We start from the raw sequence: 16,140 nt of genomic DNA, 5'->3' as shown, positions 1-16,140 counted from the left end.
GTTCTGTGGAGACTACACGATACCATGCTACCTCTTTTTTACTTTCTCTGATTAAAACGGAGGCAAGTATTTATCCCCCCATCAATAAGATATTCCTTACCTTCTCCAGCATCCATTTAATTGCAGGAAGATATAAAGCACCGCTTTTTTATAAAAAACAGGTTCAGAGTTTCCTTTAAGTTATTACTCAATAAAAACAAAAGAGCGTGATCTCCGAAAATAAACCAAACACCTTTTCTTTTCTACTATATAGAAAGAAGGCTATATTTTGATTGAATTTTATTTAGAGTGAAAGGGAAATTTTTTATAAAAAGAAAAAATGAATATATGCCGTTATGAGTATATATTCATTTTTATGGAGGGGCGGTTATGAATGAATAGTTCTACTGAAAAACTTGTTATCTATGCACGAAATGCTATACCAGAAAAATATGTACAAAAAATAAATCAACTTGGGGCGACATTATTAATGGAACCGTGGATATATGGTGAAAAAGAACCAGTTGTCAACCACGACCTCACTTTATGCAATGTCGTCTTAACATTAGGCCTTCACGATTCCCTTACAATCTTAGACGCTGCACCAAATATTCAATGGGTGCAATCTTTAAGTGTAGGCATGGACCAACTTCTTCATCAAAAAACGATTCAGCATGATTTAATAATCACGAATACGAAAGGCTGTACGTCTATTCCTATTGCAGAGCACACGATTGCAATGATCACAAGTTTTGCAAGAGGAATCCCAAACATGATTCACAATCAACAGGCAAAAAGATGGGAAGAAGCAGAGGTCACTGAGTTAACTGGGGCAACGGTTGGCGTTATTGGCTACGGGGAAATTGGCAAAGAAATTGCGAAACGTATAAAAGGGCTGGAGATGAAAGTAATTGGCTGCCGAAAACGAGCTAAGACACTTGAGCAAAATGATCCTGCAGATGAGGTAGTAAGTTTAGAAGAAATGGATAGAGTTCTGATGGAAGCAGATTTTCTTGTGCTTGCCCTTCCATCCACAGAAGAAACCTTTCATCTAATAAACAAAGAAAAAATAAATAAAATGAAACCTAGCAGCTATTTAATAAATGTTGGCAGAGGGAACACAATAGCCGAAACAGACTTAATTCACGCTTTAAAAACGAAAAAAATTAGAGGAGCGGCACTCGATGTATTCGAAATAGAGCCTCTTCCGGCAGACCACCCATTTTGGACTCTTGATAATTGTCTGATTTCTCCACATGCTGCCTACTATTCTCCTAAAACAATAGAACGTTATATGGATATATTTTTAAAAAATATTATTCGTTTTAAAAAAGGGCTTCCTCTTTTAAATGTAGTAGATAAAAAATTAGGCTATTAATAAAGTGAAACTTTAATCAGTGGGGGATGAAGAAAACCCCCGCCTAGATTTCTCGTTTTCTCTTACCATCCCTTAGGTGGGGGGGCAAAAGCCCGTTAATGCGTGATAAAGGGCTTCCTCTAACTGGTCTTAGATAGGAAGCCCTCTTTTTCACTTAATTAAACTGTTTCAAATCCTGCTTCTTTCCATGCAGTTGTTCCGCCTTCAATAAACGCCACATCTGTAAAGCCCATTTGCTTTAATAGATAAGCTCCTAATGCCGCTTGTCCACCTGCACCGCATGTAACAAGAACTGGACGATTTCTATCCGCCAATTCCGGATTGCGGAAATTTTCCGGCAATTCTAAATCTGCTCGAATGGGAAGCATACCTAATGAAATATTGACACTGCTTGGAATTAAACCACAAGCACCTGCATCAGCTGCATCTTGAACATCAATTACATATGTATTTGAATTTTCTGCAATCTTCTTTTTTGCCTCTGCAGATGAAATGCCTGATACATTATTTTTAGCTTCTTCTACTAATTTCCCAAATGTTAATGCCATCTTTATTCCTCCTAATGTTTGTCCATACTACTCTATAGTAACAAATGGCCGGTTATTTTCCTATTAAACTGCTCGACTTTTTATTAAAATAATCTTCCCATATAAAACTCCCTTCATTTTTTAAATACGCTTTTATTTCCGTCATCCCTTTATGTTTTGGATAACGCATTTCCACATAAACAACCTTCTCATCTTTAAACATTTAAAACACTTAGGCCCTTCTCTAAACACTTCTCTCCCCACTGATCAAAATTCCACTTTATTACAACTTACTCGCCGAAAAGTTTTTTCAAAAGACTGCATATAAAAAATGGCGCAAGACCATAATAGTCATCCAGTATATGGCCTTATCCCCATACTAGATGCGCTATTTGTCTTGCACCATTGTTATCATCGATTAATTTTTTAATTTATCTCTTAATACCATTGGCAAAATTCCGCCATGACGGTAATAATCAATTTCTACTTCTGAATCAAAACGAACTAATGCTTCAAATGTAGTTTTATTGCCAGCTTCATCTGTAGCAGTCACTTCGATATAATCACGTGGTTTAACTGTTTCGTCTACATAGACATTAAATGTTTCTTTTCCAGTCAACCCTAAAGTTTCGGCACTTTCCCCATCTTTAAATTGAAGAGGCAATACCCCCATTAACACTAGGTTAGAACGGTGAATACGCTCAAAACTTTCAGCAATAACTGTTTTAATTCCTAGTAGGTTTGTACCTTTAGCAGCCCAGTCACGAGATGAACCCATTCCGTAATCCTTGCCGGCGATAACCATTAAACCTGTTCCATCTTGTTTATATTGCATACATGCATCATAAATAGATGTCACTTCACCAGTTGGCCAGTAAGTAGTATAACCACCTTCTGTGCCTGGTGCGATTTGGTTTCTGATACGAATATTGGCAAACGTACCTCTCATCATTACTTCATGGTTACCACGACGAGAACCGTAAGAGTTAAAGTCGCGTGGTTCTACTCCATTATCTTTTAAGTATTTTCCAGCAGGTGTATTGATGCCAATTGCTCCAGCTGGAGAAATATGGTCTGTTGTCACAGAGTCGCCAAACTTGCCGACAATTTTTAAATCTTTTAATGGCAGAACTTTTTCTGGATCTGGCTTTAGCCCTTCAAAGAATGGAGGGTTTTGAATATACGTGGACGTTTCATCAAATGTGTATAGTGAATCACTATTTGTTTGAATTTCATTCCAACGCTCGTTATCATCAAATACACGCTCATATTCTCTGTTAAATAGTTCAGGCGTTACAGTACGATGAACTAATTCATTTACTTCTTCTGTTGATGGCCAAATATCCTTAAAGAAGACGTCATTACCATCTTTGTCTTTACCGATTGCTTCTTTTTGCAAATCAATATTAACTGTACCAGCAAGTGCATAGGCAACTACTAGCGGCGGTGATGCTAAATAGTTTGCTTTCACTAGCGGATGAATACGTCCTTCAAAGTTACGGTTACCTGAAAGCACAGATGTAACAAGCAAATCAGAATCAGCAACCGCCATTTCGATTTCTTCACGTAATGGACCAGAGTTACCAATACATGTTGTACAGCCATAACCTACTAAGTTAAAGCCAATTTGCTCTAAATATGGTAGAAGACCAGAGTCTCTTAAATAGCCTGTTACTACTTTTGAACCAGGAGCCAAAGATGTTTTCACAAATTTAGGTACTTCCATTCCTAGTTCTACTGCCTTTTTCGCAACAAGACCAGCTCCTACTAATACATAAGGATTGGATGTATTTGTACAGCTAGTAATCGCTGCAATCGCAACAGAACCAGTTTTCATGGTTGTAGAGTCGCCGTTTGAAAAGTCCACCGTTACTTCTTTATCAAATTCAGACTTTTTCAAGCCAAATCCTTGGTTTCCTTCTTTGGCCGTTACAGAATCTACAAATGCTTCTTGCATGTTAGATAATGGAATCAAATCTTGCGGGCGTTTAGGTCCTGAAAGATTTGCCTCAATTTCAGAAAGATTAATTTCTACTATATCTGTGTAAACAGGCTCAAGAGTTGGATCAAAGAATAACCCATTTTCTTTGCAGTAAGTTTCTACCACTTTAATTTGCTCTTCGGAACGTCCTGTTAAGCGCATATAAGTAAGAGATTCCTCATCTACAGGAAAAAATCCGCAAGTTGCTCCATATTCTGGTGCCATATTGGCAATCGTCGCACGGTCTGCTAGTGGTAGCTGTGGCACACCAGGACCAAAGAACTCAACAAATTTGCCGACTACCCCTTTTGTTCTTAGCACTTGTGTTACCTTTAACGCAAGATCTGTTGCAGTAGAACCGTTTGGCATATCCCCAACAAGCTTTACCCCAACTACTTCTGGCACTGGGAAATAAGAAGGCTGTCCAAGCATGCCAGCTTCTGCTTCAATACCGCCGACACCCCATCCAAGTACACCGATTCCATTGATCATTGTTGTATGGGAATCTGTTCCAACCAATGTATCAGGGAATGTTTCGTATTCGCCGTCCTCATTTTCTACAACATGGACCACATTTGCTAAATATTCTAAATTTACTTGATGGACAATTCCTGTTGCAGGAGGAACAGCACGATAGTTATCAAATGATTTTTGCGCCCAGCTTAAAAATTGATAACGCTCTGCATTTCGTTCAAATTCTAAATCCATATTTGCTTTTAATGCATCAGGTGTGCCAAATTTATCTACTTGAACACTGTGGTCGATAACTAAATCAACTGGTTTTTCCGGGTTGATTTTATTTGGGTCTCCGCCAAGATCTGCCATCGCTTTTCTTAGAGATGCCAAATCTACTACTGCTGGAACGCCTGTGAAATCTTGTAAGATAACACGAGAAGGCTTAAATGGAACATCGATTTCCTGTACTTTATCTGTTCCCCATTTTGCTAGATTTTCCACATGTTTTTCATCAATTACAAAACCATCCATTTGTCGTAAAACCGATTCTAATAAAACTTTAATAGAATACGGCAGATTGGAAACCTTTCCAATCCCTTTGTTTTCTAAAGCTGCCAATTGATAATAATGATAACGCTTTCCACCTAATTCAAAGGATTTGCGCGCATTAAAAATATCTTTTGCCATATGTATTACCCCCTCTATGTAATCATATACCAAAAATAGAAAAATAGTCGAACAATATGTACTATTATGAACTCTTCTATTCCCTATTTACCGTCTTTCATTTTAATATACTTTCATTCATAAGTAAATGATAAGAAAGTTATCATTTATAATAAGATTAACTTATGAAAGAGCTTTATTATACCCCTTTATCAATCATTTTAAGTGATATATTTTCAAAAAACAAAAAAAGATCAGATATTTATGAGATTTTTTTCAAAACATCCATAAATGTCTGATCTAAGCACGACTCTCCTAAAATTCGTTTACTTCACTGACAATACTTTTTAAATCTTGCTGAAATGTTTCTAATTGATGTCTTTGATGTTCAGATGCTACTTCTAATGCATTCTCGATCTGCTGATAGGTTTCATTAATTTCTTCTTTTAAATGCTTTAATTGATGCCCATAGCTTGCAGAATCTTTTACAATATCCTGATATAAATTCTGTGTTTCAATTAATCCTCGCTGTGCTGCCTGAAATGCTTGCTGTTTATCTTTATCATAGATCATCTAATTAAACCTCCAATTAAATAAAAATGGATAGATATGTTCCAATAAAAAACTCTAGTAATACTTTGCGTAACCAAAGATAAAATTATTCAGTATAAAGGAACATTATTTGCCCATTCTAATGAGTGAAACTTCTATTTAGAGGTTTTTTTCAGGATGAAAAATACAACCAATTAGTTTATTTAAACACACATACTAATGGTTAGCCATATTATTAACGAGCCAAAAGGAGAGATAAACTATGAATAAAAACGACAGCAAAGATATGCGTAAAAACTCCCCAAAAGGTCAGCCAACAGGACAGCCAGAACCACTTAGCGGCAGCAAAAAAGTTAAAAATAGAAATCATAGTCGTCAAAAACATAACAGCCATCACGATATGTAAATAATTGTTAATCAGCTAAAGGAGAACACCTTTTTCTCCTTTAGCTCCGTCGAATCTTATTACTTTGAAACTATTTGGACACTTTGAACTTTCTGCTCTAGACCCTTTATTTTTCACATCTTTCGAATGAATCGAATATGCTGTGTAATAATAAGGAGGATTTTAGCATGAATAATAAGAAGGATAAGCAAAACTGGAATGGCAATATGGAAGATTGGCTGAAGGATTTTTTTCTCGATCCCCTCACAACCTTTTTAGACGAAGCTGAATTTAGAATTGATGTATTTGAAACAGAAAATTATTATATAATTGAAGCACTATTGCCACCTTGCAAAAAAGAGGATTTAAACATTTCAGCAGAAAATGATGCATTAACAATCATGGTAAACTGCTTAATCAATCGCAATATAGAAAAAAAACAGCGAACTGTTTCTTTTCCATTTTCCATCGACACAAAAGAAATTCAAGCTGTCTTAAATAGGGAAATCTTAGAAATTCTCATTAGTAAACAAGCTGTTGCTAAATCGAAAGGAAAAAAAAGTATTATCATTAAATAAAGGCATTAATTTGTGTATTTTCTCTCATAATGTTTTTTCAATTGATAAAAGGCAAGGCCTTTTGCCTGTTTTAGCGCATTTCCCCTATGTATTTTCGCCTGTTCGGTTTGTCCATTAATTTCTTCTAATTCCGCTAAAAGGGCTTCTTTCATCCATTTTATTTTTACTTTTGACAGTTCTTTGCTGCTTACTTTTTTTTTACTTTTTATTTTAAGCCATAACTCATAGTATGTCCTGAGTTTCTGCGATTTAATTTTTTTTATCTCGTCTTCCAATCCATCTATTTGTTCAAAATACAAGGAAAAAGCAACTGTTAATACTGGATAATGCTGCTGGTATTTTTTTTGCGTTACTAGCTTTCGGTAGGAATGAATGACTTTTTTATCATCCTTATTAGCAAGTCCATATAAAAAACGATAATAAGGATTTTTTTGCTTTTTCAACAAAAATTTTTCAATTCTTGACATATTTTTGGTTAAATAATGTTTAATGAGGATATTCATTAACAATACAGCAAAACAGATCACATATAAAAACAAATAGTGTACAAATGGGTGTAAGTCAAAAGCTATTTCTAATAAAAAATGTGCCATAATTGCCAGCAACACAGCAAATAAAAATATTCCCAAAATTTCTTATCCTCCTATTATATTGATCTATTCATTTTTGTTTCCAAACCAAGTTTGTGCAAGCAGACTAATTCCACTTTCTAATTCCCCTTTTTCTAACCCTCCAAAACCAAGCACTATAGGCCGTTCTTTCTCCTCTTGATTGTCTGCCCAATAATAATGGACTCCAGTGTATACCTTAATTTTATTCGCTTTTGCTTGTTCCCTTAATGCATCGGGATTTTTTCCTTCTATAAAAAGCAATAGATGCAAACCGGCTTTTTCTCCAATGATTTTCACCTGTTTTCCCATATATTTATAGATACTTTCTACTACTATCCTTCTTTTCTCTTCATATACTTTCCGCATCTTTCGCAGATGTCTAAAAAAATCGCCATTTTCTAAAAATCTCGCAAGTGCACTTTGAATGATAGGAGAAACTTGCTGGGATTCTTTCTGACTAGCATGATAGATTTCCAATAAATTTGCTGGGAGCACCATATAACTTACTCTTGCAGCTGGTAAAAAAGATTTTGAAAAAGTGCCAATATAAATCACTCTATCCACTCTATCCAACCCCTTTAAACTAGGAATTGGCGCTCCTTCATAACGAAATTCACTATCATAATCATCTTCTATAATAAAAGCATTCTGTTTCTTTGCCCACTTTAATAAAGAGAGCCGTTTTGTTATGGGCATAATCATTCCTAATGGAAATTGATGAGACGGCGTAACATAAGCGAGATTACAGCTGCTATTTTCTAAGTTTTCCATACAATAGCCCTCCATCCGATTGACTGAAATGGGCGTCAACTTGCATCCTTCTTTTTTAAAAATATTTTTTACTCCGTCATAACCTGGATTCTCCATCGCGATATGCGGCCGTTCTTGAAAAAGGGAAACAAGGAGTCTAATTATATTTTGTGTGCCTGCTGCTATAACAATCTGATCAGGATGGCAGTGTATCCCTCTTGATTGGTATAAATAACGAGCAATTTCTTTTCGCAAAGGACGATAGCCTTGTTTCTCTCCATACATCATAACTTCCTTCTCTAATGCATCCACGCTATCAGCAAGATGTTTTTTCCAAACCTTTGTTGGAAAATGCCTTAAATCAATATCACCATATTGGAAATCGATGCTGCATTTTTCCTCTTCCCTATTCTCGCCTCTCTGAATGAGGGCTGCTTTCTGCTCTTCCTGTACATATCCTTCTATTTTCACTGCCCAATATCCTTTTTTTTGTTTACTTTCAATATACCCCTCTGCCATAAGCTGCTGAAATGCTTCATTTACTGTATTTTTACTAATCTGCAAATCGCTTGCAAGCTGCCTGATCGATGGCAGCTTTGTCCCTTCTTTTATATTTCCCGTTAGTATTTCTGTGCGAAAATAATCATAAATCTGTTTATGAATAGCTATTTTATTCTCTTTTTGCAAAAAAATATTCATATGCTCCCCTCCAAACTGTACCAGTATTATTATCAATTTCTGTCTCTTTTATATAGGACATTTTTTTTATACAATCATCTTATCATATCAGGAGAGGATGGAAAAAATGGAAAAAATAAGAATGGAAAAAAGAGAAGTAAAAGAGAGGGAATCTATCTGCGAGTTTCTAAAGCAAAGTAAAATAGGCTATCTGGGCTTATCGGATGAATCAGCTCCCTATGTGGTTCCATTAAATTTTGTTTGGCAAAATGACAGCATCTATTTCCATGGTGCAAATGAGGGAAGAAAGGTTCGCATACTAGCGAAAAATAACCAGGCTTGTTTTACTGTATGTGAAGACTTCGGAACAATAGCAAGTCCGATTCCAGCTAACACAGATACCGCTTATTTTAGTGTTATAGTTTTTGGATTAGTTGAACAAGTGACTAACAAGGAAGAAAGGTTAGCTGCCATGCAAACAATGCTCGATAAATATGTACCTGGCTATTTTAATAACCCGTTAGCTTCGGCCCATCTTGAAAAATATCAATCTTCTTTAGGAAGCAAAACAGCTGTATTTAAATTAGCCGCACAAAAAATAACAGGCAAGGAAAATAAATTAGACGAAAAAATGAAGTTTACTTCTGGCCGCACGATAGATATGGACCTATAGCTTTATGAAAATAATAGAAAGTTAGCTAGAAGTCTAGTTTTCTCCTTGCTATTCTAGTATGATGAGTTTTAGAATTACTTTTTTAATAAAGCGAGGATAATGATATATGAGTTTATTGAATGTAGAAAATTTAAGCCATACATTTGGAGATCGTACCTTATTTAAAGACGTATCTTTTCGACTGTTGGCAGAAGATCATATTGGTCTAGTAGGAGCAAATGGTGTTGGAAAATCAACACTTATGAATATTATTACCGGACAACTTATCCATGATACAGGAAAAGTGGAATGGATTCCAAGTGTACAATATGGCTATTTAGACCAGCATACGGTTTTAACTCCAGGAAAAACAATTCGCGACGTCCTTAAAGACGCCTTTCTTCCTCTTTTTAAAGAAGAAGAAAAATTAAATGAAGTAACAGCGAAAATGGGTGATGCCACACCAGAAGAGTTAGAAGAACTACTGGAGGAAATGGGCAAAATCCAAGATACATTAGATGCTGGCGGTTTTTATACACTTGATATGAAAATTGAAGAAGCAGCGCGAGGTTTAGGTTTGGATGCTATCGGCCTTGACCGTGATGTATCTGCGCTAAGTGGTGGACAAAGAACAAAAGTATTGCTTGCAAAACTTTTGCTTGAGCAGCCGCAAGTTTTATTATTGGATGAGCCTACCAACTATTTAGATGTGGAGCATATTAAATGGCTGGCATCTTATTTAAGAGAATATCCAAATGCCTTTTTATTGATTTCCCATGATACAGAATTTATGAACCAAGTATCTAATGTTATTTTCCATTTGGAATTCTCTAAATTAACAAGATATACAGCAAGCTATGATAAGTTTTTAGAACTTGCCGAAATCAATAAAAACCAGCATTTGCATGCATATGAAAAACAGAAAGAATTCATTAAAAAACAAGAAGATTTTATCAGCAAAAACAAAGCGCGCTATTCGACAACAGGTCGAGCAAAAAGCCGGCAAAAACAGCTGGATAGAATGGAAAGAATCGACCGACCTGAAACAGCTGTGAAACCAACATTTGAATTTAAAGAATCTCGCGGAAGCAGCCGCTATGTATTTATTGGCGAAGATTTTGAAATCGGCTATGATCAGCCCCTTTTGCCAAAAATGTCTATTTCCATTGAGAGGGGAGAAAAAATTGCCATTGTCGGCTGTAATGGTGTCGGGAAATCCACGCTATTAAAAACGATGCTAGGCAAAATTGAACCAATCAGCGGAAAAATGGAGCGCGGAGATTTCCTTTATCCTTCCTACTTTGAACAAGAGGTAAAAGCAGGCAATATTACACCGATTGAAGATTTATGGAATGCTTTCCCAATTATGGATCAGCATCAAGTTCGTGCGGCCCTTGCACGATGCGGCTTAAAAAATGAGCATATTTCAAGACCTCTTAATCAATTAAGCGGTGGAGAGCAAGCAAAAGTCCGCCTATGCAAACTGTTAATGGAAGAAAGTAACTGGATTCTATTCGATGAGCCGACCAACCATTTAGATGTAGTTGCAAAAGAAGAATTAAAACGAGCATTAAAAGCATATAAAGGAACGGTTGTCCTTGTATGCCATGAACCAGACTTTTATGAAGACTGGGTAACAAAGGTTTGGGATGTAGAAGCATGGTCTAATAACCAAGCATAATTTTTATGGAAAGCAGCTGCTAAAGTTTTGGCAGCTGCTTTTTATATATTCGTTGAATTCTTGCAGAAATTTCATTTAAATCTATATTATTATCAGTCTCCCTTCATTTCACTAAGTTTCTTCCCCTTTTATTCGCCATCCTTCTTCTTTTATTCGTCTTCACCTCTTAGATTTTTTCACTATTTTTCCAATTATCCGTATTAATTTCATTTTTTTACAAACAATACCAATAATATATGTCAAATAGGGGGTTATTTATATGTATAAAACAGTAATAATGTTATTTCTATTTTTTATTGTCTATATTGGTGCCGCTTCACCTGTTTTTGCTGCGCCAACTGATAAGGAAGTTTCCAAGCTTATTCAATCAATTGGATGGACTAAACAAGATTTGGAAGAGTTTTTATCAACAAAAGAACTAGAGTTAAATCATTTCCAGAATACAAAAGAGTTAAAAGAAGTGATTGGAACACCTATTACGCCTGATTCTTTAGAAGAGCTTTTGCATACCTATAATATGACAAGAGAAGAATTGGATATATTATTAGCTGGTTTTAATGAGAAGGTCCAAGACTATTGGAATATAGAAGATCTAGATGTAGCCATTGACTTTTACCAAAATCATGAGAACTTAATGGTAAATTTAGAAGAGTTTTTTCTAAATGTCGGCATTACAGATCAAGAAAAAAATAATCTGTATACACATTTTAAAACATTGAATGAAGAAGCGATCAATACTAAAATAGGCCAGTGGAAAGTAAAAGCTAACTCTTTAAGCACCATTGATCCAGAAAGCGAATTAACTCAAGCCCAACAAAATGAATTAACCGCTTTATGGGAAGATATATCAAAAACACTTGGGCTCCATCCGAAATTTTTTAAAGTCGATGATAACGGCAAACAAACAAATCTCTCCCTTAGTGACCTTTCTACAACAAAACTTTTAGATACGGTTACAATGGAACTTTACGATAACAAAAACAACCTTGTACTAAATCTTATTTTATCACCGGAAATACTGACAGCAAGCTTTGCTGTAGATGCAGCAGAGAAGGTTGTTAGTCTTACAGAACTTAGCGAAGAATTAACGACTCTTTATCAATCCCAATTGCCTAATACTGCTTCTTTGGCGCCGCTGTTTTTATTTACCGGCTATTTGCTTGTATTAATCGGAATTTTTCTGCTTATTTGGAAAAAGAAAAAAGTGTCAAATGATCAATAAGCATCTGACTATTTGGGATTGGGTGGCAATCTTATTGATTGTATGTGGATGTTTTTTTATTTGCTATAATGGCAGCATTTTTTATAAAAGCCATCTCCAATCAGCCAAACACTTAACCTCTCCTACCAAAATAGTGGAACAAAAACCATTGTCCAAACAAACAAGCTATCAAGAAGGAGAGAAAATCGGCACTCTTTATTTGCCAACAGTCAAAAAATCAATTCCTATTTTCGAAGGAACGTCAAATGCTATTTTAAAAAAAGGAGCTGGTCATTTTTCGTCTAGTTTTTTTCCTGGAGAAAAAAATAACAGTATTCTTTCTGGACATCGAGATACTTATTTTCGTGTATTAAAAGATTTGCAAACAAAGGACCTTCTTTACATTCAAACAGAAACAGGAAAATTTTATTATAAAGTAAGAAAAATGGAAATCGTCTCTGCCGATGATCAACGAGTTTTCACACCAAAATCACGGGGAATCTTAACATTAACTACCTGCTATCCCTTTTACTATATTGGAGATGCGCCAAAACGGTATATTATTACCGCAGATTTACTGAATAACTAAGGGTTCATGGAGTATTTTCCATGAACCCTTTATTCGGTACTTAACTAGACATCCATGGCACTTTATCGCCATTTATTCCATCTATCAGCAAGACCATTCTTCCAAATCATTAGTTTTTTTATTACCTTCTCACCTTTCTGCTGCTTTCTTAATTCATAACCGCTCGCAACGGCAATTAAGGCCGTTCCTGCAATTAATAGATAGGCCCACCAAGGAAGATTTCCCCAATATGGTCTTGCCTGCAGAAAGACATTAAAGAGCAATACAATAACACCCACAAGAAAATAGGATTTATACTTAAAGTAAAAACCTCCTATAACAGCTGCTAACGCTAAACTGCCTAGCATCAGTACATCCAGAATTTGAGGTGAAGTGAAAATATCAAACAATAACAGCCCAAAGAAAATAATCAGGATGCCCCATTCCACTCGATTAATAAGGATTTGATAGTGCCCTTTAAAGATTCTTTTGCTCAAAATAACAATTAAAATAACTGGTACTAATATAAGTTCCCTTACAAATAGAGACGGTATTGCGAGCATTTGAATAAATCCAGTATATGGCTGCAATAAATAAACAAGGGCAAATAATACAGCTAAAGGCGAAAATTTAGGAGACACCCTCTTTTTCTGCATAAATAAAGCAGCAGAAATCAACAGACCTGGCAATATTTCAGCAAAAAGGATGCTAAGATCCAGCCTGTATAAAAACAGAAGGAAAATAACGCCAAATAAACTATAAAAATCGATATAAGCTCCTTTTTTATCCTTTAATTTTACAATATATTCATAAAGAAGACTTCCTATAATAATCAATACTATTCCAAGACCGCTATATAGATAAAAAATAGTCATTTCTCCTATTTCCATATTTTTTATCCAAAGCTCTGCTGTTGCGACAAGCAGCAGCCCGCCGATATTCCAATAATGATAAGCAGTAAAATAAGCTAAAGCCAAATAGAGAAAAATATACACACTCATCAGCAAATATATAAATTCAGCATGTTCTAGCAAAAACAGCCCATAAGTCATTCCTGCGAATGAAAAAGGGAAAAAGAACCATACTGCTGTGTTTCTTTTATCTTTTCCATAGCAAAAAATGCACACAAATATAAACATACTTGTCAGAAAAAACGCAAGAAACGTTTTATTTCCCACTATATCAATATATTGAAAAGTTCGTAATAAAAACACAAATAGACAGATAAAGCTAGTATACTGACAAACTATTTTTTGCCAAGATATTCGCAGTTTTATACTGCTATAAAGATAAGCAGCACAGCCAAGCAAAAATGGAAAATTATCTTTATTTTCCCAAAAAACAACTAGCCAGAGGATAGAACACACTAAATAAAGATGAAACATTGCAAAGTAGGCATCTTTAAACCTTTTACCACTGCCAAACATGCTTAAAAGAAAAAACAAAATCCAGCCATATTCATATCCATAGGGAATAATGTTTGCATCAACAAAAAAGACAGGCAATGCCGCCAAATACGTCATAACAGATAAAATGCTAATAATCCAAACAACCCATTCTTCTTGTTTCCTGCGATAGCAAAAAAGAAACATCACAACTGCTGCGCTATAAATAAAAGCACGCACCCAAACAATAGGAACTGGATAGGAAATAGATACAAATATGGCAAAAAGATAAATTCCTTGCCCCGTTCTAAAAGCAATTTCCTGCAGATTTTTACTTTTATAAAAAACAAGTTTTCTAGTCAGCCATATGAGTAGGCCAGCTAAACTTATCGACAGAGCTAATCCTTTATTATGAATAAAATGGATTGTATGTAAAAATGCAAAAAAGCTTGTGGCCACACTTAATGCAAGAGAGACCGATACAACACGTTTTTTCTTACGGAACCACCTTTTTATAAAGGCAATGGTCAAACAAAAAGTAAATAAAAGTGCTTCAATAAAAACAAAGCTCTCTCCTATATATATGTAGGTAGATAGAAAAAGCAATGTTGCCATGACAATAAATGCAAAAATTTGAGAACTTTTTTTGATTGCTTTTATTTGTTTTAATGGATTGCAGCCTAATATAATAAATAGGAGAAAGCCAATGCTAAATAGTGCGATGAACAAAGTTTGCACGGACTGAATGAATTCTGCTGTTAATATGACCTGCCATAGCGCCATGCCAGTAAATAGTGCTGGAAAAAAGCGATATATTGGATAGGAGAACAAATTGGCTAAATAAATAAATTGACAAGCGATCAATAAATAAGCACATGCATAAATAACAGAACCTTGCATCATTCCTTGATAGTCTACGACTAATTGGTAAATCATCATCATTGCGACAAAAACAATGCTAGTATACTCCCATATTCTTCCCCATTTTACTGTGCCTTTTAAAACAGACCCAAACATCATAACAACCATACTTGCGCAAACAAAAAGGATCGGACTAAGAAACGATAAACTATCCATTGTAAAAATACGGACCATTGCTAGCAACATCATAGCGCTAGCTAAAAAATGATAATAAATAATTTTCGTACCATAAATAATCCCTATAAATAGACCACTTAATAAAAGCAAATTAATTCCTTGCAAAACAGGTTGGCTGCTCCAAAAAAGCACCCCCGTCATTGTAGCAAGAACATGTATTTGTATAAAAATTGGCAATTCTTTTTGAAAAGCAAAAAACAAACTTTTTTTCTTGCTGTATGATAAAAAAAAGAAAAACAAACTAGTAAAAATTGTAAACAACAGGAAAAATAAAGCTTCTGAAGGATGAAATGCCAATAAAATAAAAATTCCTGCAATAGAAAATGCTGTTAATGTAAGAATCCGAAAAAAAGAAGATGTTAAACGAACGGACAACCAATAATAAAATGGCATAAACAGCAATGCACTAATGGCTCCAAATAAAAAATTACCTTTGCCATGATAAGAAAAATAGGTTCCAAACAACTCAAACCAGCTAATCGACAAACTGCCTATTGGCAAAAACAAACTGCCTAAAATAAAAAAAGCAAATGCCGTTTTTTTAATTTTCACTATTTTTTTAGCAAATATGGCAAAACAATAAAATAAAAAGGAAACAAAAAATATGGAACTTGCTTTCATCCAATCATTCATGCTATGCCAATTGCTTGTTGCTACAAATAGACCGCCAATTAACAATAGCATAACGCCAATATATAATATTAGACCCATATTCCGCTCTTTCAGCTGCTCTGGTGTCCGATGTTTTTTTGGGGAGATATTTGCTTCTGTTATTTCTTTTGTTTTCTCTTTTTTTGTTGCTTTCGAAATAGTTTTTTCTTTTACAAAACTGTCTGTTCTATACTTTTCATAGCTAGAGAAAATATGGTTATATTCCGCATTGGTTATATAGCCATTTATTTGCAGCTCCTTTAGTTCATGGAGAAAGATAGATTTATATAAATTTCTATTTTTTACCATTTATGTAATTTCCTCCTTTAACATTATAGTGTAATATTACACTATAATGTTAAA

The 16,140-nt window shown here is 35.0% G+C and carries 14 protein-coding genes; 7 read left to right on the top strand and 7 right to left on the bottom strand.

Annotated elements, in window-relative coordinates; genetic code table 11:
• Positions 1-373: 373 nt before the first annotated feature.
• Complete coding sequence (locus CWS01_RS17465; RefSeq protein ID WP_101178455.1) at positions 374-1,357, top strand: D-2-hydroxyacid dehydrogenase; 984 nt, start codon at positions 374-376, stop codon at positions 1,355-1,357.
• A 158-nt stretch (positions 1,358-1,515) separates the two neighbouring features.
• On the opposite strand, the gene CWS01_RS17460 is transcribed toward CWS01_RS17465, so the two are convergent.
• The 4 genes from CWS01_RS17460 to CWS01_RS17445 form a co-directional block, all read right to left on the bottom strand.
• Positions 1,516-1,905 (bottom strand): rhodanese-like domain-containing protein, encoded by a 390-nt coding sequence (locus tag CWS01_RS17460; RefSeq protein WP_101178454.1) that lies wholly within the window; start codon positions 1,903-1,905, stop codon positions 1,516-1,518.
• A 52-nt stretch (positions 1,906-1,957) separates the two neighbouring features.
• On the bottom strand, positions 1,958-2,107 hold the full coding sequence (locus CWS01_RS17455; protein ID WP_193603792.1) for a Fe3+ hydroxamate ABC transporter substrate-binding protein: 150 nt from the start codon (positions 2,105-2,107) through the stop codon (positions 1,958-1,960).
• 195 nt (positions 2,108-2,302) lie between these two features.
• Positions 2,303-5,008 (bottom strand): aconitate hydratase AcnA, encoded by a 2,706-nt coding sequence (gene acnA / locus CWS01_RS17450; RefSeq protein ID WP_101178453.1) that lies wholly within the window; start codon positions 5,006-5,008, stop codon positions 2,303-2,305.
• A gap of 294 nt (positions 5,009-5,302) precedes the next feature.
• Positions 5,303-5,560 carry a hypothetical protein gene (locus CWS01_RS17445; protein ID WP_101178452.1) on the bottom strand — a complete coding sequence of 86 codons (258 nt, stop codon included), beginning with the start codon at positions 5,558-5,560 and terminating at the stop codon, positions 5,303-5,305.
• A 241-nt stretch (positions 5,561-5,801) separates the two neighbouring features.
• Between CWS01_RS17445 and CWS01_RS17440 the strand changes: the two genes are divergently transcribed.
• The gene (locus tag CWS01_RS17440; RefSeq protein ID WP_101178451.1) at positions 5,802-5,945 is read left to right on the top strand and encodes a small acid-soluble spore protein P; all 144 of its coding nucleotides are present in this window, start codon (positions 5,802-5,804) and stop codon (positions 5,943-5,945) included.
• Between the two features lie 167 nt (positions 5,946-6,112).
• Positions 6,113-6,502: an Hsp20/alpha crystallin family protein gene (locus tag CWS01_RS17435; RefSeq protein ID WP_101178450.1), complete on the top strand. Its 390-nt coding sequence runs from the start codon at positions 6,113-6,115 to the stop codon at positions 6,500-6,502.
• A 5-nt stretch (positions 6,503-6,507) separates the two neighbouring features.
• On the opposite strand, the gene CWS01_RS17430 is transcribed toward CWS01_RS17435, so the two are convergent.
• Positions 6,508-7,131: a 14-3-3 family protein gene (locus tag CWS01_RS17430; protein ID WP_101178449.1), complete on the bottom strand. Its 624-nt coding sequence runs from the start codon at positions 7,129-7,131 to the stop codon at positions 6,508-6,510.
• 27 nt (positions 7,132-7,158) lie between these two features.
• The gene (pdxR, locus tag CWS01_RS17425) at positions 7,159-8,562 is read right to left on the bottom strand and encodes a MocR-like pyridoxine biosynthesis transcription factor PdxR (protein WP_101178448.1); all 1,404 of its coding nucleotides are present in this window, start codon (positions 8,560-8,562) and stop codon (positions 7,159-7,161) included.
• Positions 8,563-8,668: 106 nt separating this feature from the next.
• Here pdxR and CWS01_RS17420 point away from each other — a divergent pair, with 106 nt between their 5' ends.
• The 4 genes from CWS01_RS17420 (at position 8,669) to CWS01_RS17405 (ending at position 12,664) form a co-directional block, all read left to right on the top strand.
• A complete protein-coding gene (locus CWS01_RS17420; RefSeq protein WP_101178502.1) occupies positions 8,669-9,214 on the top strand; it encodes a pyridoxamine 5'-phosphate oxidase family protein in 546 nt (181 codons plus the stop codon).
• Positions 9,215-9,320: 106 nt separating this feature from the next.
• Positions 9,321-10,874 (top strand): ABC-F family ATP-binding cassette domain-containing protein, encoded by a 1,554-nt coding sequence (locus CWS01_RS17415; protein WP_101178447.1) that lies wholly within the window; start codon positions 9,321-9,323, stop codon positions 10,872-10,874.
• Between the two features lie 259 nt (positions 10,875-11,133).
• Complete coding sequence (locus CWS01_RS17410; protein ID WP_101178446.1) at positions 11,134-12,096, top strand: processed acidic surface protein; 963 nt, start codon at positions 11,134-11,136, stop codon at positions 12,094-12,096.
• Positions 12,086-12,664, top strand: coding sequence for a class D sortase (locus tag CWS01_RS17405; RefSeq protein WP_101178445.1), 579 nt, complete (start codon positions 12,086-12,088; stop codon positions 12,662-12,664). The genes CWS01_RS17410 and CWS01_RS17405 overlap by 11 nt, the downstream gene beginning before the upstream one ends.
• A gap of 62 nt (positions 12,665-12,726) precedes the next feature.
• Here CWS01_RS17405 and CWS01_RS17400 read toward each other — a convergent pair whose 3' ends face one another.
• Positions 12,727-16,086 (bottom strand): SCO7613 C-terminal domain-containing membrane protein, encoded by a 3,360-nt coding sequence (locus CWS01_RS17400; protein WP_101178444.1) that lies wholly within the window; start codon positions 16,084-16,086, stop codon positions 12,727-12,729.
• Between the last annotated feature and the right edge of the window lie 54 nt (positions 16,087-16,140).

Origin of the sequence: Niallia nealsonii (assembly GCF_002835805.1) — a bacterium.
Lineage (GTDB): Bacteria > Bacillota > Bacilli > Bacillales > Cytobacillaceae > Niallia > Niallia nealsonii.
This window is presented reverse-complemented; position numbering and strand designations above follow the sequence as displayed.

Coding starts and splice junctions, on each gene's coding strand:
- CWS01_RS17405 (WP_101178445.1), top strand. CDS start 12,086: ATGATCAATAAGCATCTGACTATTTGGGATTGGGTGGCAATCTTATTG.
- CWS01_RS17455 (WP_193603792.1), bottom strand. CDS start 2,107: ATGTTTAAAGATGAGAAGGTTGTTTATGTGGAAATGCGTTATCCAAAA.
- CWS01_RS17440 (WP_101178451.1), top strand. CDS start 5,802: ATGAATAAAAACGACAGCAAAGATATGCGTAAAAACTCCCCAAAAGGT.
- CWS01_RS17410 (WP_101178446.1), top strand. CDS start 11,134: ATGTATAAAACAGTAATAATGTTATTTCTATTTTTTATTGTCTATATT.
- acnA (WP_101178453.1), bottom strand. CDS start 5,008: ATGGCAAAAGATATTTTTAATGCGCGCAAATCCTTTGAATTAGGTGGA.
- CWS01_RS17465 (WP_101178455.1), top strand. CDS start 374: ATGAATAGTTCTACTGAAAAACTTGTTATCTATGCACGAAATGCTATA.
- CWS01_RS17445 (WP_101178452.1), bottom strand. CDS start 5,560: ATGATCTATGATAAAGATAAACAGCAAGCATTTCAGGCAGCACAGCGA.
- CWS01_RS17460 (WP_101178454.1), bottom strand. CDS start 1,905: ATGGCATTAACATTTGGGAAATTAGTAGAAGAAGCTAAAAATAATGTA.
- CWS01_RS17435 (WP_101178450.1), top strand. CDS start 6,113: ATGAATAATAAGAAGGATAAGCAAAACTGGAATGGCAATATGGAAGAT.
- CWS01_RS17400 (WP_101178444.1), bottom strand. CDS start 16,086: ATGGTAAAAAATAGAAATTTATATAAATCTATCTTTCTCCATGAACTA.
- CWS01_RS17415 (WP_101178447.1), top strand. CDS start 9,321: ATGAGTTTATTGAATGTAGAAAATTTAAGCCATACATTTGGAGATCGT.
- CWS01_RS17420 (WP_101178502.1), top strand. CDS start 8,669: ATGGAAAAAATAAGAATGGAAAAAAGAGAAGTAAAAGAGAGGGAATCT.
- pdxR (WP_101178448.1), bottom strand. CDS start 8,562: ATGAATATTTTTTTGCAAAAAGAGAATAAAATAGCTATTCATAAACAG.